This window comes from Streptomyces sp. NPDC048018, from assembly GCF_043202995.1.
GTDB lineage: Bacteria > Actinomycetota > Actinomycetes > Streptomycetales > Streptomycetaceae > Streptomyces.
The window spans coordinates 531,463-551,944 of sequence record NZ_JBIDBK010000003.1 but is presented as its reverse complement, the minus strand read 5'-3'; the positions used below and the strand labels follow the sequence as shown (position 1 = coordinate 551,944).

17 protein-coding genes are annotated in these 20,482 nt (G+C 75.2%); 8 read left to right on the top strand and 9 right to left on the bottom strand.

The features are described 5' to 3' along the window. Nucleotides 1-119: 119 nt before the first annotated feature. Nucleotides 120-1,388, bottom strand: coding sequence for a D-alanyl-D-alanine carboxypeptidase family protein (locus tag ACGF1Z_RS13785; protein WP_393003360.1), 1,269 nt, complete (start codon nt 1,386-1,388; stop codon nt 120-122). Between the two features lie 268 nt (nt 1,389-1,656). On the opposite strand from ACGF1Z_RS13785, the gene ACGF1Z_RS13780 reads away from it, so the two are divergent. After that, entirely contained in the window at nt 1,657-3,585 is a 1,929-nt protein-coding gene (locus ACGF1Z_RS13780; RefSeq protein WP_393003358.1) for an NAD-binding protein, read from the top strand. Between the two features lie 151 nt (nt 3,586-3,736). On the opposite strand, the gene ACGF1Z_RS13775 is transcribed toward ACGF1Z_RS13780, so the two are convergent. Further along, a complete protein-coding gene (locus ACGF1Z_RS13775; RefSeq protein ID WP_376636253.1) occupies nt 3,737-3,982 on the bottom strand; it encodes a hypothetical protein in 246 nt (81 codons plus the stop codon). Nucleotides 3,983-4,191: 209 nt separating this feature from the next. Next, entirely contained in the window at nt 4,192-4,671 is a 480-nt protein-coding gene (locus ACGF1Z_RS13770; RefSeq protein WP_393003356.1) for an NUDIX domain-containing protein, read from the bottom strand. Nucleotides 4,672-4,782: 111 nt separating this feature from the next. On the opposite strand from ACGF1Z_RS13770, the gene ACGF1Z_RS13765 reads away from it, so the two are divergent. Both ACGF1Z_RS13765 and ACGF1Z_RS13760 read left to right on the top strand, forming a co-directional pair. Then, complete coding sequence (locus tag ACGF1Z_RS13765; RefSeq protein ID WP_393003354.1) at nt 4,783-5,097, top strand: ArsR/SmtB family transcription factor; 315 nt, start codon at nt 4,783-4,785, stop codon at nt 5,095-5,097. Continuing rightward, on the top strand, nt 5,094-5,507 hold the full coding sequence (locus ACGF1Z_RS13760; protein WP_393003352.1) for an SRPBCC domain-containing protein: 414 nt from the start codon (nt 5,094-5,096) through the stop codon (nt 5,505-5,507). The genes ACGF1Z_RS13765 and ACGF1Z_RS13760 overlap by 4 nt, the downstream gene beginning before the upstream one ends. Nucleotides 5,508-5,514: 7 nt before the next feature. Here ACGF1Z_RS13760 and ACGF1Z_RS13755 read toward each other — a convergent pair whose 3' ends face one another. The 4 genes from ACGF1Z_RS13755 to ACGF1Z_RS13740 all read right to left on the bottom strand — a co-directional run bounded on the left by ACGF1Z_RS13755 (nt 5,515) and on the right by ACGF1Z_RS13740 (nt 10,084). Further along, a complete protein-coding gene (locus ACGF1Z_RS13755) occupies nt 5,515-5,769 on the bottom strand; it encodes a LapA family protein (protein WP_393003350.1) in 255 nt (84 codons plus the stop codon). Between the two features lie 198 nt (nt 5,770-5,967). Continuing rightward, nucleotides 5,968-7,200 (bottom strand): NAD(P)/FAD-dependent oxidoreductase, encoded by a 1,233-nt coding sequence (locus ACGF1Z_RS13750; protein ID WP_393003348.1) that lies wholly within the window; start codon nt 7,198-7,200, stop codon nt 5,968-5,970. Then, nucleotides 7,197-8,618 carry an FAD-dependent oxidoreductase gene (locus ACGF1Z_RS13745; RefSeq protein WP_393003346.1) on the bottom strand — a complete coding sequence of 474 codons (1,422 nt, stop codon included), beginning with the start codon at nt 8,616-8,618 and terminating at the stop codon, nt 7,197-7,199. Before ACGF1Z_RS13745 ends, ACGF1Z_RS13750 begins: the two co-directional genes overlap by 4 nt. Then, complete coding sequence (locus ACGF1Z_RS13740; protein ID WP_393003344.1) at nt 8,615-10,084, bottom strand: FGGY family carbohydrate kinase; 1,470 nt, start codon at nt 10,082-10,084, stop codon at nt 8,615-8,617. Before ACGF1Z_RS13740 ends, ACGF1Z_RS13745 begins: the two co-directional genes overlap by 4 nt. A gap of 329 nt (nt 10,085-10,413) precedes the next feature. On the opposite strand from ACGF1Z_RS13740, the gene ACGF1Z_RS13735 reads away from it, so the two are divergent. Beyond that, a complete protein-coding gene (locus ACGF1Z_RS13735) occupies nt 10,414-11,409 on the top strand; it encodes a hypothetical protein (protein WP_393003342.1) in 996 nt (331 codons plus the stop codon). Nucleotides 11,410-11,537: 128 nt separating this feature from the next. Next, the gene (locus tag ACGF1Z_RS13730; protein ID WP_393003340.1) at nt 11,538-13,070 is read left to right on the top strand and encodes an amino acid permease; all 1,533 of its coding nucleotides are present in this window, start codon (nt 11,538-11,540) and stop codon (nt 13,068-13,070) included. 91 nt (nt 13,071-13,161) lie between these two features. Here ACGF1Z_RS13730 and ACGF1Z_RS13725 read toward each other — a convergent pair whose 3' ends face one another. Further along, nucleotides 13,162-13,947: a GntR family transcriptional regulator gene (locus ACGF1Z_RS13725; protein WP_393003338.1), complete on the bottom strand. Its 786-nt coding sequence runs from the start codon at nt 13,945-13,947 to the stop codon at nt 13,162-13,164. 249 nt (nt 13,948-14,196) lie between these two features. On the opposite strand from ACGF1Z_RS13725, the gene ACGF1Z_RS13720 reads away from it, so the two are divergent. The 3 genes from ACGF1Z_RS13720 to ACGF1Z_RS13710 all read left to right on the top strand — a co-directional run bounded on the left by ACGF1Z_RS13720 (nt 14,197) and on the right by ACGF1Z_RS13710 (nt 18,986). Further along, a complete protein-coding gene (locus ACGF1Z_RS13720; RefSeq protein WP_393003336.1) occupies nt 14,197-15,534 on the top strand; it encodes a DUF2252 domain-containing protein in 1,338 nt (445 codons plus the stop codon). A gap of 479 nt (nt 15,535-16,013) precedes the next feature. Then, complete coding sequence (locus ACGF1Z_RS13715) at nt 16,014-17,354, top strand: alpha/beta fold hydrolase (RefSeq protein ID WP_393003334.1); 1,341 nt, start codon at nt 16,014-16,016, stop codon at nt 17,352-17,354. 12 nt (nt 17,355-17,366) lie between these two features. Beyond that, nucleotides 17,367-18,986 (top strand): alpha/beta fold hydrolase, encoded by a 1,620-nt coding sequence (locus ACGF1Z_RS13710; protein WP_393003332.1) that lies wholly within the window; start codon nt 17,367-17,369, stop codon nt 18,984-18,986. Nucleotides 18,987-19,069: 83 nt separating this feature from the next. Here ACGF1Z_RS13710 and ACGF1Z_RS13705 read toward each other — a convergent pair whose 3' ends face one another. After that, nucleotides 19,070-20,473, bottom strand: a complete 1,404-nt coding sequence (locus tag ACGF1Z_RS13705; RefSeq protein ID WP_393003330.1) for an NAD(P)/FAD-dependent oxidoreductase — start codon at nt 20,471-20,473, stop codon at nt 19,070-19,072. Between the last annotated feature and the right edge of the window lie 9 nt (nt 20,474-20,482).

The window sequence follows — 20,482 nt, the reverse complement described above, 5'->3', positions numbered from 1 at the left end:
CGCGAACCGCCGGGCGTCTCCCGGGCGGTGTCCCGGAACCCTAGGCGCGGGACCCTGCGGCGCCCGCCGAACGATGCCGCGCCCCCGGGCACGGCGGGGCCGCCGCCCGGTCCGGGAGGTCAGTTCCCGCTCGCGCCGAACCGGCGCCAGAGCCACAGGGAGAGCGCCGCCCCGAGCGCGGCGCCGACCAGCGCGAGCGGCAGCCCCGCCGTCGTGCCCGAGGGGCCGGCCTGCTGCGGCGTGCCGTGCGGATCCCGGTCCGTGGCCGCCCGCGCGGGCCCGCCGACCTCGGGCCCGGCCTGGGCCTTGAGCGGGGGCTCCGTCCCGGCCGTGCCGCGCGTCTGCGCGGCGCCCGGCGTGCGTCCCGCGGCCACCTGTGCGGTGCCGGCCGCCTGCCGCGGGTCCTTCCCGGGCAGGAGCGAGCCCACCGCGTGCACCCGCCCCGAGGCCGCGAAGCCCCAGTCGAGCAGCTGCCGGGCCTCCTCGTACACCGCGAGGCCGCCGCCCGCCTGCGGGTTCATCACCGAGATCACCAGGGTCCGCTCGCCGCGCCTGGCGGCCGCGACCAGGGTGTTCCCGGCGTGGCTGGTGTAGCCGTTCTTCACCCCGATGAGCCCGGGATAGCGCTCCACCCCGTTCGCGCCGGTGAGCAGCCGGTTGGTGTTGGCGATGCCGTACGACCACGAGCCGGCCGGGAAGTCGGCGTACCGGGTGGAGCAGTAGCGGACGAAGTCGGGGTCCTGCAGACCGGCCCGCGCGAAGACCGCCAGGTCGTACGCGGACGAGACCTGGCCCGGTGCGTCGTAGCCGTCCGGGGAGACCACGTGGGTGTCGCGGGCCCCGAGCGAACGGGCCTTCTCCTGCATCTGCCGGGTCATCGCCTCCCAGCCGCCGTTCATCGACGCGAGCACGTGCACCGCGTCGTTGCCCGAACTGAGGAAGACGCCGTTCCACAGGTCCGACACCTTGTAGGTGTAGCCCTCCTTCACGCCGACCAGGCTGCTCCCCTCGCCGATGCCGGTGAGCTCGGCGTCGGCGACGGTGTGGCGTTCGTCCGCCCCGTGGTGGGGCAGTGCCGTCAGCGCGAACAGCGTCTTCAGCGTGCTGGCGGGCGGCAGCTGCTTGTGCGCGTTGCGCGCGGCGAGCACCTCGCCCGTGGACGCGTCGGCCACCACCCAGGACAGGGCCGAGAGGGAGGGCACCTCCGGAGCGCCCCGCAGCGGCTGCACCTGGGTGCCGGACCGGTCGAGCCGGGCGGGGTCGACGGAGGACCGTACGGGCGGGGTCGGCTCGGCGGGGGAGACGGCCGACGCGGCCGGGACCGGAAGCGCGAGCAGCAGCGCCGCGGCACCGGTGGCGGCAAGACGGACAGCTGGCGTGACGATCATTCAGCCACGGTAGGAAGCCGGTCCCGTCACCGCAGATCGAAGTGCGCCGACCGGGGTAGCGGCCGTGGCGAACGGGGGCGTGTCGGGAGGGCGGGCGCACCGCCGGACGCGCGACGGACGGCGCGCCGCCGCCCCCCCCGTCGCGCTCTTCCGCGGACCCGTCCCGGGGTCTGTCGGTGCGGCAGGGCATCCTGGTGACGTGTCCTCATTCCCGCACCAGAGCAGGCCCGTTGCCCCTTCCGAGGCCCCCGCGAGCTCGATCGAACACATGATCGTCTGTGGTGACGACGTGCTCGCCCACCGTCTCGCGGCCGAACTGAACGAGATGTACGGGGAGCGCGTCACCCTGCTCGTCCCGCCGCCCGGCGACGCGCCCGACCGCCCCGCCGCCCGGCCCGGGCGGGCCATGGCGCTCTTCGGCCGGGTGAGCGCGGCCGTCACGCGCTCCACGGGCGCGGCCGGCGCCGGGGCGCCGGGCCCGGGCGACGGACGCGGCTCGGGCCAGGGCCGGCCGGTCCGGATGGTCGAGACGGCCGAGGTCGACGACACCGTGCTGCTCGACGCGGGAGTGGAGCGGGCCACCGCGCTCGCCCTCGTCCACGAGGACGACGAGCGCAACATCCGCGCCGCGCTGACCGCCCGGCGGCTCAACCCACGCCTGCGCCTGGTCATCCGGCTCTACAACCGCAGGCTCGGCCAGCACCTCGCCACGCTCCTGGACGAGGCGTCGGCCGTCGTCGAACCGGGCGTCGACCCGGACAAGCCGGAGGCCGGCACGACCGTGCTCTCCGACGCCGACACCGCCGCTCCCGCCCTCGCGGCCACCGCCGTCGCCGGCGGCCGGAAGGTGATCCAGGCCGGCGGGCTGCTGCTGCACGCGGTCGACCGGACCCCGCCCGCACCGGGTGAGGTCGCCGACCCGGGCCTGTGCCCGCTCGCCCTGCTCTCGTCCACCACCGGCGACCCGGGCGGCTGCGAGGGCTCGGAGCGGAGCGGCGACCAGCGCCCCCGCCTGCTGCCGGACGACGCCGAGGTCGCCGCCGCGACCGGGCGCGGCATCGTCGCGCTCGAGACCGTCTCGTACGAGGGCCCGGCCCAGGCCTCCGGCTGGCTCGGCGCCTCCGGGCTGCCGGTCGGTTCGCTCTTCTCGCGGCGCCTGCGCTGGTCCCTCGCCGGGGTCCTCGCCGCGGTGCTGGCGCTCACCCTGGCCTCCACCTTCACCACGGGCGACCACCCGCTGCACGCGGCGTATCTGATCCTGCTCGACATCTTCGCCATCGGCGACCCGGCCGTCGGCGAGCCGACCAGCCGTCAACTGCTGCAGATCCTGGCCGGATTCGTGGGGCTGCTCCTGCTGCCCGTGGTCATCGCGGCGCTCCTGGAGGCCTTCGGCACCTTCCGCAGCGCGACGACGCTGCGCCGGCCGCCGCGCGGCCTCTCCGGGCACGTGGTGCTCCTCGGCCTGGGCAAGGTCGGGACCCGGGTGCTCGCCCGGCTGCGGAAGATGAACATCCCGGTGGTCTGCGTGGAGGCCGACCCCGAGGCCCGAGGCCTCGCGCTGGCCCGCCGGCTGCGGGTGCCGACCGTCATCGGCGACGTCACGGAGGAGGGCGTCCTGGAGGCCGCCCGCATCCACCGCGCCCGCGCCCTGCTCGCCCTGACCAGCGTCGACATCACCAACCTGGAGGCCGCGCTGCACGCCCGCTCGATCAGCCCCGGCCTGCGGGTCGCGCTGCGCCTGTACGACGACGACTTCGCCACCGCGGTCTACCGCACCCTGCGCACGGTGCACCCGGGCGCACTCACCCGCAGCCGCAGCGTCTCGCACCTCGCGGCGCCGGCGTTCGCGGGGGCGATGATGGGCCGCCAGGTGCTGGGCGCCCTCCCCGTGGAGCGCCGGGTGCTGCTCTTCGCGGCGCTCGACGTCGCGGATCATCCGCTGCTGGACGGCCGCACGGTGACCGAGGCCTTCCGCCCCGGGGCCTGGCGCGTGATCGCCCGCGGCGACGCGGGCGTTCCGCTCGATCGCTGCGGATACGTCCCCGTCGGGGAGCTCCCGGCCGACCGGGCACTGGGCCCCGCTGACCGGGTCGTGGTCGCGGCCACCCGGCGGGGCCTCGCCGTCCTCCACGGCCGCCGGCCCGGCCCGTTGACCCCGGCCGGGCTCGGCGGCCCGGTCCCGGAGACGCTGGGCTGACGGCCGGGCCACGTTCCCGGCCCGGCGCGGCCGCCCCGTACCCTCGCCGCCGGCCCGCCATCAGCCGCCCGCGTGCTGCCGCCCGCCGCCCGCCGCCCGCGTCCTGCGCCCGGGAGGTGCGCCCCCCGCCGCCCGCGTCCCGGACCCGCGGTCACACGGGCCTGCTCCGTTCCGCGGTGGGGGAGGCCCGCAGGGTCGCCACCAGACGCAGCAGCCGGGCCTCGTTCCCCGAGAGTCCGGCCGCGCGCAGCGCCTCGTCCGCCTCCGCCATCGGATGTGTCAGCATCGCCGCCGCGTACGGTTCGAGGCGCGGATCCGACAGCACCGCCTGGGTGGACTCGAGAAGACGCAGGTAGGCCTGGGCGGCGGCGCGCTCGCGACTGGTGACGGTCCTCATGTCAGGCTCCCTCTGGGTGGTCTGAGGTGGTCTCACCCCACCCTCTCGCACGGGTCTGACAATGCGGCGGAACCGGACCTTCCGCGGCACCCGACACCCCGCGCCCGCCCTGCTCCGCCCGCGCTGCTCTGCCGGCCGCGCCCGACCGGCGCTGCCCGCCCCGCCCGTCGGGCGCCGGGCGGGCCCGTCCCGCGGGATCGTTCGGCCCGTCAGGCCCCGTCCGCGCCCAGCCGATCGGCCAGCCGTTCCAGGAACACCCGCTGTCCCGCCACCAGCAACGGGCGGGCGGCGTCCAGGACGAACCAGCCCACCCGGTCGATCTCCGGGAACTCCCGGATCACCCCCGAGCCCCGTGGCCACTCCATGCTGAAGGTGCCCGGGACCGTCTGCTCCGGGTCCAGGTCCGCCTCCACCGCCCAGATGGTGACGAGCTTTCCGTTCCCCTGCCGGGCCTCGCCGAGGTCGATCCACTCGCCTTCCGGGGCGGGCAGGCCGAGTTCCTCCTCGAACTCCCGCCGCGCCGCGTCCTCCGGCGGCTCGTCCTGCGCGTACTCCCCCTTGGGGATGGACCACGCGGCCTCGGAGTGCGCGGACCAGAACGGTCCACCCATGTGGCCGATGAGCACTTCGACGTGCTCGTCCGCGGTCCGGCGGAAGAGCAGGAGACCGGCACTGCGCTTGTCGGGCATGGCGCCAGTGTGGCGGAAGCCGGACGGGCGCACACCCCCCTGTGGCGAGGGCGCGCCATGACGCGTCGGAAATCTTTGACGCGTCGGGAATCTCCGACGTATTGTGGCGGCATGCCCACCGACGTGTTCGGCGTGCTGGCCCATCCGGTGCGCCGCAGACTGCTGGAAACCCTGCGGGACGGCCCGCGCTCCACCGGGGAGCTGGCCGGACTGTTCGAGCTCGGCAGGCCCGCGGTCTCCGAGCATCTGGCCGTGCTGAAGGCCGCGGGCCTGGTCCGCGAGGAGCCTCGCGGACGGCACCGCTTCTACCACCTGAGACCGGCCCCGCTGGCCGAGGTGAGCGAGTGGCTGCATCCCTTCGAGCACTTCTGGAAGCAGCGCCTGGACGCCCTGGCCGACCTGCTGGACGAGGAGAACGAGACGTGACCGACACCCCCGCGACCGACGCGATCCACGTCGCGCGGTACCTGCCCCATCCCCCGGCCGCCGTCTGGGCCGCCCTCACGGATCCGGGGCTGCACGCCCGCTGGTGGGCCGCCGGCGACGTCCGGCCCGTCGTCGGACACCGCTTCACCCTCGACATGGGCGGTTTCGGCAGCCAGCCCTGCGAGGTGACCGAGGTGGATCCCGAGCGCGTGTTCGCCTACCGCTTCGCCGAGGGCTCCCTCGACACCACCATCACCTGGCGGCTCGAACCCGAGGGCAGGGGCACCCGGCTCTTCCTGACGCACGCAGGCTTCGACCTCGACTCACCCCTGGGGCGCCAGGCCTTCGAGGGCATGGGGCGCGGCTGGCCCGGCGTCCTTGACCGCCTCACCCGGCTGCTCGACGCGTAACGGCCGCTTATCGCCGGGCGCGCCGCCGGGCGATGATCAGCCCGAGCAGGACGCCGAAGAGCAGGGTGACGGTCAGGACGCTCCAGAGCGGCAGCGTGACGGTGGGGATCCAGAGCCGGATGGTGACCGACCCGGTGTTGGCCGCGATGAACCAGATGGCCAGGCCGACCAGCAGGAGGAACCCCAGGGTGCGCAGCCGCATGTCCCGTCCCTTGACCGTGACGGTCGGCGGCGGGTGCTGTTTCGCGCTTCTCTGGGCCATACGGCCCATTATCCGAGGGTTGTCACCGTCGGGCGACCCGTGCCCGCGGCGCCCGGCGGCTGTTCCTGCTCCCACCGCCCGGCGTTGAAATGGCGGCCGCCCGGCCCGGAACCCGCGCGCCCGCACCGGTCTCCCCGCCGGCAGCGGAGCCCCCGGAGGAACGCGTACCCCGGCAGCCCCGGCCCGTACCCCGGCCGCTCAGCTCCCGGCGCGCTCCGTGCCGGCTCCGGGCTCCTGGCCGTCGAGACGGACCACCACCGGGCCGCCCCCGGGATCCGCCTCCGCCGCCCAGGTGGCCGTGTGACGCAGTGAACGGTGCGGCTCCAGAAGGGCCGGGACGCGCTGTTCGAGCAGGAGCCGGGCGTCCTGGCGCACCGTCAGGGTCGGCCGCACCAGACGGGTCGTGGGGCGGAGCAGCAGAGTGGGTGCCCCGGAGACCGGGCGGCCCGGGCCCAGCCGGCCCGGGCACAGCCAGTGCAGCGCCCCCGCCGTGCGCAGCGGGAGGCCGGGGGCGGGCCACGGAGCGCCCGACAGGTGGGCGAGGACGGCGTCGGCGGCCCGTCGGCCCTCCGCCGCGGCCGCCGCGGCGGGCTCGATGCCGCGCAGCAGGTTGCCCGCCGCGAAGACCCCGGGCACGGAGGTGCGGAGCTCCGGATCGACGGACGGGCCGCGGGTGGCCGGGTCGAGCAGGACCCGGCCCGCGCGGGCCAGTTCGTGGTCGGGGAGCCAGTCGCCGGTGAAGACGACGGTGTCGCAGCGCAGCAGGCCGGTGCGCCCGTCCGCGCCGCGTACCACGACGCCGGAGAGGCGCCCCCGGCCGACGAGTTCGACCACGGTCGCGCCGCGCAGGACGGGCCCCGGCAGACGCGGGCCGCACGTCCGGTCGGCGACCACCGCCACCACGTCGATTCCGGCCCGGCGCAGGGTGCGCACCGCGTGCCGGGCGACCGGATCGGAGCCGACGACCACCGCGCGGCTGCCGATCCGCCTCCCGCGCAGCCCGAACAGTTCCACCGACTGCTGGAGCTCACCGGTGCTCAGCACCCCGGCGGGCCGGCTGCCCGGCACCAGGCGCGCGCTGCGGGGACGCTCGCGCGCACCGGTGGCGAGGAGCACCGCGCGCGCCCTGATCACCTCGATCCCGGTGGGAGCCGTGACCTCCAGGGTGAGCGGCCCCGCCCAGCCGGTCGCGCCCACCCCGGTGCGGACGCGCGCCCCGGACCGTACGGCGGCGTCCACGGCCCGCCGGGCGTACCCGGGCCCCGTGTACGCGCCGAAACCCGCCCGCCCGCAGTGCCGCGGCACACCGCCCGCGGCCCGCTCGCGTTCCACGACCTCGACGCGGCCCGCGCCCGCCGCGGCGAGCCGGGCGGCCGCGCTCAGGCCGGCGGGACCGCCCCCGACCACCAGGACGTCGACCGTCCGGTTCACCGCGCGCCCTCCTCGAACAGCGCCCGCACCGCCGCGCCGCAGGAGAAACCCTGGCAGCGCCCCGCCCTGGCCCGGGTCCTGCGGCGCAGTCCGTCCAGGGACGCGGGCGGCACCGGGGAGGCGAGCGCGTCCCGGATCTCGCCCAGCGTGACGCGCTCGCAGTGGCACACGATCGTGCCGTACGCCGGGTCGCGCGCGATCCGTCCGGCGTCGCGGTAGGGGCGCGGGAAGGCCTCGCCGAGGTTCGGCATCCGCACGGGGACCAGCGGCCGCCCGGCCCCCAGCTCCAGGCCCGCGCCGGCGAGGAGTTCCACGGTGTGCCGGCCCAGCGCGAGCGAGGCGGTCAGGCCGGTGGAGCGGATGCCGCCGACGGTCACGTAGCGCAGTTCCGGGTGGGCGGCGATCCGGTAGTCCTCGGCGCCGGTGGCGGCGCGCAGGCCCGCGTAGACGGCGGTGACCTCCTCGTCGAGGAGCGCCGGGAGGATCCGGCCGCCCTGCGCGCGGAGCGAGGCGAGGCCCTCGGCCGTCGAGCCGGTCGCGGTCCTGTCGTCCAGGTCCTCGGCGGTCGGCCCGAGCAGCACGTTGCCGTACACCGTCGGGGCGACCAGGACCCCCTTGCCGAGCGCTCCCGGCACCGGCAGCAGGATGTGCCGCAGCAGCCCGCGCGCGAACTTGTCGAAGACCACGAGTTGCCCGCGGCGCGGCGTGACCGTGAAGTCGTGGCGGCCGACGAGGGCGTCGAAGGCGTCCGCGTAGAGCCCGCAGGCGTTGACGAGGAAGCGGGTGCGCAGCACCCCGCGCCGGGTGATCAGCCGGTGGGGCGCGCCGGGACCGCCGAGGCGGACCTTCTCCACGGGACAGCCCAGATGCAGGTCGACGCCCGAGCGCACGGCCTGGGTGGCGTACGCGAGCGGGACCGACCAGGGGCAGACGATCGACTCGCCCGGCACGTCGAGGGCGCCGAGCGCACCGGGGCCCAGGTGCGGCTCCCGCGCGTACAGTTCGGCGCTCGTGAGGGGGCGGGTGCCGTGGTGGCCGTTGCACGCGGCCTTGTCGGCGAGGCGGGGGAGCGCGGCGAGCTGCTCCTCGTCCCAGGCGACCAGCAGCGCCCCGACGGGTTCGACCGGGATGCCGGTCTCCGCCGCGTAGGCGGTGAGCAGCCGGCCGCCCTCGCGGACCAGCCGGGCCTCGACCGAGCCGGGGACGGCGTCGAAGCCGGTGTGCAGGATGGCCGTGTTGGCCTTCGAGCTGCCCTCGCCGATGTCGCCGCCCGCCTCCACGAGGGCGACGCGCAGGGAGTGGCGGGCCAGTTCGCGCGCGACGGCGCAGCCGACCACGCCCGCGCCCACGACGGTCACGTCGTACGCGCCGTCCGGTGCCGCGGTGTCCGGCAGGGCACCGCGGCGGGTCACGCTCACGCGGCGTCGTCCCCGGCGTCGCGGGCCGCGTCCCGGCCGTCGGCCAGCAGCCCCGCCACCGCGGTACGGAACCTGCCCAGGCGTTCCGCGGCCTCGTCCGCCGTGATCCGGGGCTCGTACACCGCCGACGGCTTCCACTCCGGGACGGCCTCGTGGACGGCCAGTCCCGGTTCCGTGCCGAGCCGGGCGACGGCGGCGACGCCGAGGGCCGTGGCGTCGGGCAGGGCGGACACCTCCACCGGGCACTGCAGCAGGTCCGCCTGCGTCTGCATGAGGAGCGCGGACCGGGTCAGCCCGCCGTCCACCCGCAGGGCGGTGAGCGGGGCGCCCAGGTCGGCCGCCGCGGCCCCGGCGAGTTCCACGACCTGCGCGGCGATGCCCTCGCACAGGGCCCGGACCAGCTGCCCGGGGCCGGTGTCGAGGCCGAGTCCGGTGAGCGCGCCGCGCACGTCGCCGCGCCACCAGGGGGCGGCGAGACCGGCGAGGGCGGGCACGAAGGTGACGCCGCCCGCGTCGGGCACGGCACCGCCCACCGTGTCGATGTCGGTGGCGTCCGCGATCACACCGAGCCCGGTGAGCCAGCGGACGGCGGACGCGGCGGTGTACACCTGTCCGTCCAGGCAGTAGCTGGTCCGGCCGGCGAGCCGCCAGGCCGGGCAGGCGACCAGGCCGGAGTCGCTGCGGCGTGGTGCGGTCCCGGTCTGGGCGAGCAGGAAGGCCCCGGTGCCGTAGGTGCACTTGGCGGTTCCGGGTTCGGTGACGTCCTGGGCGAGCAGGGCGGCCTGCTGGTCGACCAGGAGGCCGGTGAGGGGGAGCGGCGGTCCGAAGGCGGTCGTCGTGCCGACCGGGGTGTCGCAGTCCACGACCCGGGGCAGTCGCTCGCCGCCCAGGCCGTAGAGGTCGAGGGCCCTGCCGGACCAGGAGACGGTGTCGAGATCCAGCAGTCCGGTGCGGCCCGCGGTGGCGGCGTCGGTGACGAACGCGCCCGTGAGCCGGTGCACGAGCCAGGAGTCGCTGGTCGTGACGACGCCCGCGCCGGTGAGGCTGCGGCGGATCCAGGCCATCTTGGGAGCGGCGAAGTAGGGGTCGAGGGGCAGACCGGTGATCCGTGTCAACTCGGCCGCGTGTGGGCCGAGTTCGTCGCAGATGCCGGCGGCCCTGCGGTCCTGCCAGACGAGTGCGTCGGTGAGCGGCTCGCCCGTCGCGGGGTCCCAGGCGAGCACGGTCTCGCCCTGGTTCGCCAGGCCCGCCGCGACCACGGGTTCGCCGGCCTCGGCGAGGGCCGCACGGCCGGCGCTGACGACGGAGTCGTACAGCTCACGGGGGTCGACCTCGACGAGGCCGCCGGGCAGCGCGCGTGGGTGCACCGGCGTGAAACCGCTGCCGATCACCCCGCGTCCGGGGCAGACCACGAGGGCCTTGGTGCCCGACGTGCCCTGGTCGACGGCGAGTACCGGGCCCGTCATCTCTGCGACTCCCTGCGGCTCGTGGTTCCTGGCGGTCCTTGATCGGCTTCCCGACCGTGGAACGGGTCAGCCTGATGCACCCCGGTCCGCCCGTCAAGGCTGCGCAGGCGAGCCCGTCAGGTCCAGACCTCTCACGGACGTCAAGTCAAATTCGGTCGTTGTCTTGATAGTTACGGTCACGGAGAAAAGTGGATCGGTCACGTCCGGCGACCTCTATAGTGATCGCCGATCAACGGCCGGGTCGGCACCACACCGTCCCAGGGGACTGACCACCCCCGTGTCACCGACTCCCGAGGAACCATGTCGTCCACCCCTCGCCCCGCCGCCTGATGGCCGGGCACGGCTTCCGGCCCGTCTACCACCCGGCGGGCCACGACCATGCCCTGCGCGGTGCCGTCCAGGACCTCCGCACGGGCCGCTGGGTGGCCATGGCCCGATTACTCGACGAGACGATCGACTGGCCGGCCTGGACCCGGCGCACCCAGGTGCTCGCGGCCGTGGCCGCAGGCACCGACGTCGTGGACGCCTGGCGCGGCGAGGAGCCCGACTCCGTCGCGGCCGCCGTGATGCACGCCCGGGTCGTCGTCGAGCGCGCCGTACGCGCCCACCGTACCGCCCACGCGCGCACCCGCGAGCTCTGGCAGGAGGCCTGGACGGCCTGCCTGCGCGCCGCCGAACGCGCCCCGGCCGACCCCGTGCCCTGGGTATGCCGCCTCGCCCTGTCCGTCCTCGACGCCCAGCAGCGCATGGAGGAGCACCGGGCCGTGCCGCCCGCTCCCATGCTGCCCCCCGCGCCCTGGGGGCTGCTCGCCGAGGCGGAGAAGCGCGACCCGTACAACCGCGAGGCGCACCACCGCATGCTCCAGTTCGTGTACGCCCGGCGGCCCGGACCCCTCTCCGAGGCCGTCAACTACGCCCAGTGGGCGGCCTCCTCGGCTCCCGTCGGCTCCGCACTGCACGCCCTGCCTCTCTATGTGCGCGTCGAGCGCTACCGGCGCGAACGCGGTCACGAGCGCGCCCTCGACCTGCACTGGGTGGCCGAGGACGCGGTGCGCGACGCCCGCGGCGCGATGGAGTCCTGGTTCCTGTTCTGCGCCACGGACGAGGCCAGCCTGCTGGACCTCAACCACCTGGCCCACGCCCTCTACGGCTCCCTCAAGTTCGCCGACGCGGCCCGGGTCTTCGACGCGCTCGGCCCCTACTGGACCCCGCAGCCCTGGTCCTACCGCACCGCCCACCCCGACGAGCGCGGCCCCGCCGAGGAGGTCTTCCTGCGGGCCCGGGCCCGGTGCCTGGGCGCCGGCGAGGACCGCACCGGGCCCTGACGCCGGCCGCGGTCCCGCCGCGGGCCTCTGCCCGGCCCGTACCCCGGCTCCCGCACGTCCCCCCCGCAGGTCACTCCCGGCCCGTGCCCCCGTACGGATCCACTCGTCCCCTTCCCCCGGAGGAACGCATGTCCCGCACCGCTCCCACCGACGCGATACGCAAGGCGCCACCGGCGCCCCGGGACGAGGAGGCCCGGCTCAGAGAGCTCGGCTACCAGCCCGTCCTCGCGCGCCGGATGGGCGGCTTCGGCAACTTCGCCATCAGCTTCTCGGTCATCTCGATCCTCTCCGGCTGCATGACGCTCTACGGCTTCGGCCTCGGCACGGGCGGCCCGGCCGTCATGCTCTGGGGCTGGGCGGGCGTCGGCCTCTTCGTGCTGTGCGTGGGCCTCGCCCTCGCCGAGGTCACCAGCGCCTATCCGACCTCCGGGGCGCTCTACTACATGGCCGACCGGCTCGGCGGGCGCCGCTGGGGCTGGTACACGGGCTGGCTCAACCTGCTCGGTCTGCTCGGCGCCATCGCGGGCATCGACTACGGCGCCGCCCTCTTCACCGGCGCCTTCCTCAACCTGCAGTGGGGCTTCACCCCCACCCCCGAGTCGACCTTCCTGGTCTTCCTGGCGATCCTGCTCCTGCACGCCGTGCTCAACCTCTACGGCGTCCGCCTGGTCAGCGTCCTCAACTCCGTCAGCGTCTGGTGGCACCTGGCCGGCGTCGCCGTCATCGTCGGCGCGCTCGCCGTCGTCCCCGACCACCACCAGTCGGCGAAGTTCGTCTTCACCGAGTTCGTGAACGACACGGGCTGGTCCAACCCCGTGTACGTGGCCGCGATCGGTCTGCTGCTCGCGCAGTACACCTTCTCCGGATACGACGCCTCCGCCCACCTCTCGGAGGAGACGGCGAACGCCTCCGTGGCCGCCGCCAAGGGCATCGTCCGCTCCATCTGGGCCTCCTGGATCGCCGGTTTCGCGCTGCTGGCCGGCCTGACCTTCGCCATCCAGGACTACGCGGGCACCCAGAACACCGCCACCGGCGTGCCGCCCGCCCAGATCCTCCTGGACGCGCTCGGCGAGGGTGGCGCCAAGGCCCTGCTGCTCGTCGTGATCGTGGCCCAGCTCTTCTGCGGCAACGCGGAGGTGGCCGCCGCCAGCCGCATGGTCTTCGCCTTCAGCCGCGACAACGCGCTGCCGGGCTCCTCGCTCTGGCGCCGGGTCAGCAGCCGCACCCACACACCGGTACCGGCCGTGTGGCTCTCCGTCGTGGTCGCCGCGCTGCTCGCCCTGCCGTCGCTGTACTCGGCCACCGCCTACGGGGCCGTGACGGCCATCAACGTCATCGGCATCACCCCCGCCTACGCCATCCCGATCCTGCTGCGCCTGCGCGCGGGCCGTGCCTTCGTCCCCGGGCCGTGGAACCTGGGCCGCTGGAGCCGGCCGATCGGCTGGATCGCGGTGGTCTGGGTGGCCGTCGTGACCGTGCTGTTCTGCCTGCCGCAGCGTTCCCCCGTCACGGTCGACACCATGAACTACGCCGTGATCGCCCTGGCCGTCGTGCTGGTCCTCGCCAGCGTCTGGTGGTACGTCGCCCGCCGCTCCTACGGCACGCCGCAGGCCTACGGCAGCGCTCGCGAGGAGGCGGAGATCGCGGAGGGCATCGTCTAGGACGGGGCCCCGCCGGACCGGCCGCGGGGCGCCGTGGTCCGGGCGGATCGGCGGGGGCCCTGGCGGAGGCCCACGCGCCGGGTCCAAGGGCTCAGCCGCCGAACTCGTAGGTCCAGGCTCCGGTCCGGGCGGCGACGTCGATGTCCGTGACCTCCAGGGCGTGCCCGTGGTGGTCGCTCACGACGCGGTGGACGTTCAGCCGGGTGGGGTCGCCGCCCGGTCCGCGGCCGGCCGGTCCGTCCCCGGTCCGTTCCGGGGGCGCGGCCGGCACGCCGATCGACTCCCTGTGGACGGTGCGCAGGCCCGCCTGGTGCATCCAGTGGTAGAGCAGCCGCAGGTCCGGCTGCCTGTGGTGCTCGCCGCTCGGCCGGTAGCGGCCCAGCTGCGGGATCTCCAGGAGGGCGGGCCGGGAGAACCAGCTGACCGAGCGCTGCAGCGACACGCCGGCGGGGGTCAGCACGGTGTGACGGTGCACCAGGGTCGGCTCCCCGGGCGCCAAGGAGAGCCGGCCGGCCAGGGCCGCCGGCGGCGTCTCCCAGGACAGTGCGGCGCGGACCAGGGCGTCGGCGGCCCGCGGGCCGCCCGGGAAGGTCCGTATCCGCGCGGTGGGTGCGGGGACCCGGGCCTCGGGTCCGGCGCACGCGGCGAAGGTGCCGCGCCGGTCGGTCACCACGAGGCGTTCCTCGCGCAGGAGTTGGAGTGCGCTGCGGACGGTCTGGCGGTTGACGTGGTAGCGGTGCGCCAGATGGCGCTCGGACGGGAGCCGGGTGCCGGGGGAGATGCGGTGCTGGGTGAGGTCGCCGCGCAGGGCGTGGGCGACCCGGAGGTAGAGCGGAAGCTCCGCCCCAGGTCCGTGCTCGGGAACGGGCTCGGCCATGTCTCGGACCCTTTCTGTCGTGCGTGGTCGTACGCGGTGCTGCCGGGTCGGGCGGGCCCTGAGGAGGGACGTGCTCCGGCCGTTGCGGGGTGTGACCACCCGACCCGTACGGGTGATCAATTCCTATCATTGGTCTAAACCATTCGGGAAGTGCCGTCGGTGAGAGTGGCCGAAACGGGCGGGGCGATTTGTAATGGATCGCACGGGAACAGTGGTGGCAGCAGCGCTGGAAGAGGCGGGTGAGGCCGGATGACGACCGCGTCGGAACGGGCCGAGAGGGGCAGGGCCGCGCGCAAGCGCGTCCCCCGGTCCTCGCACGGCCGCTGGATACCCTCCTCCCAGCGCCCCGACCCGCTCGCCGTGCTGGAACGCGAGTCCGTCGACCGCGTGACCGAGCTCGTCCCCATCCGCTACGGCCGGATGGCCGTCTCGCCCTTCGCCTTCCTGCGCGGCGCGGCCGGCGTGATGGCGGCGGACCTCGCCGCCACCCGCAGCACCGGACTCACCGTGCAGCTCTGCGGTGACGCCCACCTGCTGAACTTCGGTGTGTACGCCTCACCCGAACGGACGCTCCTCTTCGACGTCAACGACTTCGACGAGACGCTGCCCGGCCCCTTCGAGTGGGACGTCAAGCGGCTCGCCGCATCCATAGCCGTCGCGGCCCTCCAGAACGGCTTCGCCAAGCCCAAGGCCCACCGGGCCGCCCTCGTCGCCACCGAGTCCTACCGCACGGCCATGCGCCGTCTCGCCGGGCTCGGCGAGCTCCAGGTCTGGTACGAGCGGATCGCGGTCGAGGACCTGTCCTCCCTGGTCCGCGGGGCGGACCGGGCCCGGTTCAAGGACCGGCTCGCCCGCGCCCGCCGCCGTACCAGCCTCCAGGCCTTCGGCAAGCTCACCGAGAAGGACGCCACCGGCCGGCACATCGTCGAGGACCCGCCGCTCCTCGAACGGGTCACCGACCTCGACCGGGTCGGCATCGGCAAGGTCTTCAGCGACTACCGGAGCTCCCTCTCGGAGGAGCGCCGACTGCTCCTCGACCGCTTCCACTTCGTCGACGCCGCCCGGAAGGTGGTCGGCGTCGGAAGCGTCGGCACCCGCTGCTTCATCCTCCTCCTGGAGGGCCGCGACGACACCGACCCGCTGTTCCTGCAGATCAAGGAGGCGGGCCCGTCGGTCCTGGAGCAGCACCTGGCCCCCAGCCACTTCGCCCACCAGGGCCGTCGGGTGGTCTCCGGCCAGCGGCTCACCCAGGCCGCCAGCGACATCTTCCTCGGCTGGATGACCGGCCCGGAACAACGTCACTTCTACTGGCGCCAGTTGCGCGACATGAAGGGCTCCGCGGAGGTGGAGACGATGTCGCCGGAGCTGCTCCGCGACTACGCGCGGCTGTGCGGACGGGCTCTCGCCCGCGCGCACGCCCGCACCGGCGACCGGATCGCGATCGCCGCCTACCTCGGCTCCTCCGACGTCTTCGACAAGGCCATCGCCGACTTCGCCCTGCGCTACGCGGCGCAGAACGCCGACGACTACGCCGCCCTGAGCGCCGGCATCGCCGCGGGAGTGGTGACGGCCGCCCCGGGGGTCTGACTGCTCCGAGTGGATCCCACGAGTGGTGGGAGCCCCGCCACGACCGCAGGCTGACGAGCACACCGTCCGCCCGGACCAGCCGTGGCGGGCCGATCCACGCGGTGTCGCCCCGGCACGGGCGGCCATGGTCCACAGAGAGACCCGATCACATGACGGAAGAAGGCTCCCCGCGAGCGCGCGCCCGGCGCCCGTACGGCCGGCGACGTTCCCGGGGCGCGCGCGCCGGCCTCGCGCTCGTCGCCGCCGCACTCACCCTTCTGGGCGCGGCCGGTCCCACGGCGGCACGTCCCCCGACGCCGTCCGGGACTTCGGCGCCGGCGGGCCACCCGGCACCGGGGAACGACTCGGCGTCAGGGACGGCTCCGACCCCGGGCGGCGGGGTGTCGCGCGGGCCGCGCCCGGCGTCTCCGGGGCGGTTCGTGCCCGGCCCCTGCCCGGAGACGCCCGAACCGGTCCCCGGGCGGTGCGGATTCCTGGAGGTGCCGGAGAACCGCTCCCACCGCGGTCACGGCAGGACCGTCCGGCTGGCCGTCGCGATCATCCCGGCCGTGACGGCCCGGCCCGCCGAGGAGCCGGTCGTGTTCATGGAAGGGGGTCCCGGCGGCGACGCCTTCGACAGCATCCCCTTCCTCGTCGCCTCCGGGGTGAACCGGAACAACGACCTGATCGTCATGGCCCAGCGCGGCACGCTCCACTCACAGCCGAACCTCACCTGCCCGGAGATCGACCGCTTCGGGGCGCGGGCCGTGGGCCTGCGCTACGACGCCCCGTCGACCGGGCGGCTCCTGGTGCGCGCGGCCCAGGAATGCCGGCAGCGCCTGGCGGCCGCCGGGATCGACCTGAGCGCCTACAACACCACCGAGAACGCGGCCGACTTCGCCGCCCTGCGCGGTGCGCTCGGCATCGAACGGTGGAACGTCTACGGCTACTCGTACGGCACCGACCTGGCCCTCACCTACCTGCGCCGCCACCCCCAGGGCATCCGCTCGGTGGCCGTCGACTCCCTCGCACCCCCCAAGGTCGTGAACCTCCCCTGGACCTGGGACAGCGCCGGGGAGGGGATCGGCGAGATCCTCGCGGCCTGCGAGGCCCGGCCCCGGTGCGCGACCCGCTACCCCCACCTGCGGCGCACCCTCGACGAGCAGGTCCGCCGGCTGGAGGCGCAGCCCCTCGCGCTCATGGCACGGCTGCCGGGCGGCGGGAACCCGGTCAGGGTCGTCCTCGACGGCGGCGCGCTGATCAACATCCTGGTCGCCAACACCGTCAAGGCCGTCGACGTCCCCGCCGCACTCGACGAACTCGCCCACGGAAACCCGGAACGCTTCGCGCGGGCCCGGGCCGTCGACGCGGCGGCCCCCGTCGGCGTCTTCGCCCACGGCCTCACCCAGTCGGTGGCCTGCGCCGAATGGGTGCCCGGCCGTTCCGAGCGCGACCTGCTGAGGGCGGGCCGCCGCAACTTCCCCGGGTGGCCCGACACGGTCCTGGCCCAGGCCCCCCAGCTGCCGTTCGAACACCAGGTGTGCCAGGTCTGGAAGGTCCCTGACCGCACCGCGATCCAGCGGGTGGCCACCTTCAGCACCGTGCCGACGCTGCTCCTGTCCGGCACCTACGACGCGAAGACCGGCGCGAGCTGGGCCCGGGTCGCCGCCCGCACGCTGCCCCGCTCGACCTCCGTCCGCATCCCCGGCATCGGCCACTGGGTCGTCCCCCAGTCGCCCTGCGCGGCGGACGTCCTCGCCTCCTTCCTCGCCCGCCCGACCGCACCCGACACCGGCTGCGTGGCAGGACTCGAGCCCCCACCGTTCACCCTCACCCCCTGACGCGGAGAACGCATGACATCCCTTCGACCACCCCGGACGACCCTCCGGGCTCCCCGCCACCGGCGCGCCCCGCGACGCCTCCCGGCCGCGCTCGCCGGGCTCACCGCCGGCGCCCTGGCCGCCGGCCTCGTCGCGGCACCCGCGCACGCCGCGTCGGGCCCCACGGCGCCGCTCGGCACGGTCGCCCGGACGGGGGGTCACTCCCGCTTCGTGCCGGGACCCTGCCCGAGGACGGCGGACCCGGTCCCGGCGCTGAAGGACGCGCACTGCGGAACGCTCACCGTCCCCGAGAACCGCGACCGGCACGGGAACCGGGGGAGGAAGATCACCCTCGCCGTCGCGATCGTCCCGGCCCTCGCCAAGAGGGCCGCCGGTGACCCGATCGTGTGGTTCGCCGGCGGGCCAGGCGACGACGCGGTGTCGGAGATCCCCATGGCGCTCGCCGGCGGCCTCAACCGCGACCGGGACCTGATCTTCATGTCCCAGCGCGGGACCTACTCGGCCGAGCCGGAGCTCACCTGCCCGAACATCGACCGGTTCAACGCGCGCGCCCTCGGGCTCGTCTCGGGCGCCCCGTCCACCGGCCGGCTCCACGTCCGGGCGACGCGGGAGTGCCGCGACCGGCTGGCGCGTCGCGGGGCCGACCTCGGCGCCTACGACGACACGGAGAGCGCCGCCGACTACGCGGACCTCCGCAAGGCCCTCGGCATCCGCCGGTGGAACGTGTTCGGCATCTCCTACGGCACCGAACTGGCCCTCCAGTACATGCGCCTGCATCCCGAGGGCATCCGCTCGGTCGGCATCGACGGCGTCCTGCCGCCCTCCCTCGCCGGCGGGGCCGTCACCTGGAAGGCCGCACGGGAGGGCTTCGACGGCATCTTCCGGGCCTGTGCGGAGCAACCCGCCTGCAACACCCGCTATCCGCACCTGAAGGACACCTTCGAGCGCCTCGTCGTCGACCTGGAGGCCCGACCGGCCTCCACCACCGTCGCGGTGCCCGGGCAGCCGGCGCCGGTGAAGGTCGTCATCGACGGCGGCACCCTGGTGACCTGGCTGACCTTCGCCTCCCACCTGGCCGAGGGCGTGCCCCGCTCCATCGACGAACTGGCCCACGGCGATCCGCGGCGGATCGCCGAGCAGCTGGCGGGCGGCAAGTACAGCCCCGCGGCCGTGGGACGGGTCTCCCACGGCCTCGCCTTCGGCGTCTTCTGCAGCCAGTGGACCCCGTACGAGAGCGAGGCCGACGTGATCCGGGCCGGGCGGCGCGCCTTCCCGTCCTTCCCCCGCTCGATCCTCGCCAACGCCCCGCAGCTGGCCTGGCTCCACCAGGACTGCCGTGCCTGGGACGTGCCCCCGGCCGACCCCTCGATCCGGGCCAAGACCTCCAGCGACATCCCGACCCTCGTCCTGTCCGGAGGCTTCGACTCCCAGACCGCGCCGAGCAACGGGGCGTACGCCGGACGCACGCTGAGCCGGTCCACCGTCGTCACGGTGCCCTACGTCGCCCACGTGGTGTTCGCGGACTCGGCGTGCGCGCAGACGATGACCGTCTCGTTCTTCGAGCGCCCGGACGCGCCGGACACCGGCTGTCTCGCGGGCCTCCGGCCGCCCGCGTTCGAGATCGGCACCTGACGGAGCCGGCGGGCCGGTGCCCGCCGGGGCGAGGGGCGGCGGGTCCACCGCCGCCCCTCGTACGTCCGGGGCCGCCGGCCGGGTCAGGCCCCGGTGCCCCCGCCGCGGAGCAGGGGCGGCTCGACAGGCGTCCGCGGCACCGGGCCGAACAGCACCTCGCGGAGCACCGCCGGTGCGAACAGGGCCGTCAGCGGGGCGGTCAGGGTCAGCGCCGCCCGGAACGGCGCGCCGACCACCGGGTTGCCCGCCGCACGTTCCTGCACCCGGCGCAGGTACCAGCCCTTGAACCGGTCACCCGCCCCCGGGCGGGCCGCGTCGCCGACCGCGCCCGGCATCTTCTTGTCGGCCCCGGCCGAGATGTCCCAGGCCTGCCGCGAGGCGTCGAGCAGCGCCTGCTGCACGCGCCGGGTGGTCGCGGTGCGCTTCGGGTCCGCGAGCGCCCCGCGCAGGGCGAGGGCACTCAGCGCGGCGACCGCCATGCCCTGCCCGTAGATCGGGTTGAAGGAGCACAGCGCGTCGCCGGTGGCGAGGAAGCCGGCCGGGCGGCGGCCCGGGCGGTCGTACCGGCGCCGGACGTTGGCGGTCCTGCGGTAGCCGTAGACCGGGGACATCGGCTCGGCCTTGGCCATCCACTCGCTGATCACCGGGTGCGGCAGCTTGCGCGCGTACTCCTCGAACAGGGTTGCGTCCGTGGGCGGTTCGTCACCGCGCAGACCGGACAGGGTGACCAGGTGGCGGCCGTCGCCGAGCGGCAGCACCACGCCGCTATACACGTGCGAGGGATTGGGCACCAGGTAGTAGCCGAGAGCGTCGACCGACGGGTCCTGGGCGGGCGAGCGGTACATCCGGGTGGCGTACGCCAGGCCGGTGTCGAGCGTCTCCTCGTGCGGGGGCTCCGCGCCGATCCCGGCCAGCCAGTCCGCCGCGCGGGTGGAGCGCCCCGAGGCGTCCACGACCAGATCGGCCTCCAGCGGATACGGCTCCCCGGACCTGCCCGCACCGCGCTCGCGCAGGAGCACGCCCCGGACCCGGGAGGAGTCGCCGATCAGGCCCACGGCCTCGGTGCCCTCGACCCGCTCGATGCGCGGGTCGGCGAACACCCGCTGCCGCACGAGCCATTCGAGCTGGTCACGCGGGCCGGTGAAGAAGTGCGCGGTGGCCGGGGTGCGGACGAACCACTGCCCGTTCTGCCACTGGACCATGTCCTCGGGGACGCCGACCTTCGGCGCGCCGAGGGCGTGGAGTTCGGACATGAACCCGGGGAGGAGCTCGTCCAGGGCGCGCTGCCCTCCCTCGACCAGTACATGGAGGTGCCGTCCCTGCGGGACGCCGGGGCGGGCGTCCGCCTCCTCGGGATAGCGGTCGCGTTCGACGACCGTCACCCGCTCGGCATGCTCGCTCAGCACCCGCGCGGCCAGCAGGCCCGCGAGGCTCCCCCCGACGACCACCGCGTGACGTGTCCTGCGGGGCCCCAACTCGTCGGCCATCCTCGCCCT

What these genes read in the sequence shown, in the direction of transcription:
- ACGF1Z_RS13740 (WP_393003344.1), bottom strand. Translation starts at nt 10,084, where the DNA reads ATGACGGGCCCGGTACTCGCCGTCGACCAGGGCACGTCGGGCACCAAG.
- ACGF1Z_RS13735 (WP_393003342.1), top strand. Translation starts at nt 10,414, where the DNA reads ATGGCCGGGCACGGCTTCCGGCCCGTCTACCACCCGGCGGGCCACGAC.
- ACGF1Z_RS13705 (WP_393003330.1), bottom strand. Translation starts at nt 20,473, where the DNA reads ATGGCCGACGAGTTGGGGCCCCGCAGGACACGTCACGCGGTGGTCGTC.
- ACGF1Z_RS13730 (WP_393003340.1), top strand. Translation starts at nt 11,538, where the DNA reads ATGTCCCGCACCGCTCCCACCGACGCGATACGCAAGGCGCCACCGGCG.
- ACGF1Z_RS13785 (WP_393003360.1), bottom strand. Translation starts at nt 1,388, where the DNA reads ATGATCGTCACGCCAGCTGTCCGTCTTGCCGCCACCGGTGCCGCGGCG.
- ACGF1Z_RS13755 (WP_393003350.1), bottom strand. Translation starts at nt 5,769, where the DNA reads ATGGCCCAGAGAAGCGCGAAACAGCACCCGCCGCCGACCGTCACGGTC.
- ACGF1Z_RS13765 (WP_393003354.1), top strand. Translation starts at nt 4,783, where the DNA reads ATGCCCACCGACGTGTTCGGCGTGCTGGCCCATCCGGTGCGCCGCAGA.
- ACGF1Z_RS13780 (WP_393003358.1), top strand. Translation starts at nt 1,657, where the DNA reads ATGATCGTCTGTGGTGACGACGTGCTCGCCCACCGTCTCGCGGCCGAA.
- ACGF1Z_RS13770 (WP_393003356.1), bottom strand. Translation starts at nt 4,671, where the DNA reads ATGCCCGACAAGCGCAGTGCCGGTCTCCTGCTCTTCCGCCGGACCGCG.
- ACGF1Z_RS13710 (WP_393003332.1), top strand. Translation starts at nt 17,367, where the DNA reads ATGACATCCCTTCGACCACCCCGGACGACCCTCCGGGCTCCCCGCCAC.
- ACGF1Z_RS13725 (WP_393003338.1), bottom strand. Translation starts at nt 13,947, where the DNA reads ATGGCCGAGCCCGTTCCCGAGCACGGACCTGGGGCGGAGCTTCCGCTC.
- ACGF1Z_RS13720 (WP_393003336.1), top strand. Translation starts at nt 14,197, where the DNA reads ATGACGACCGCGTCGGAACGGGCCGAGAGGGGCAGGGCCGCGCGCAAG.
- ACGF1Z_RS13775 (WP_376636253.1), bottom strand. Translation starts at nt 3,982, where the DNA reads ATGAGGACCGTCACCAGTCGCGAGCGCGCCGCCGCCCAGGCCTACCTG.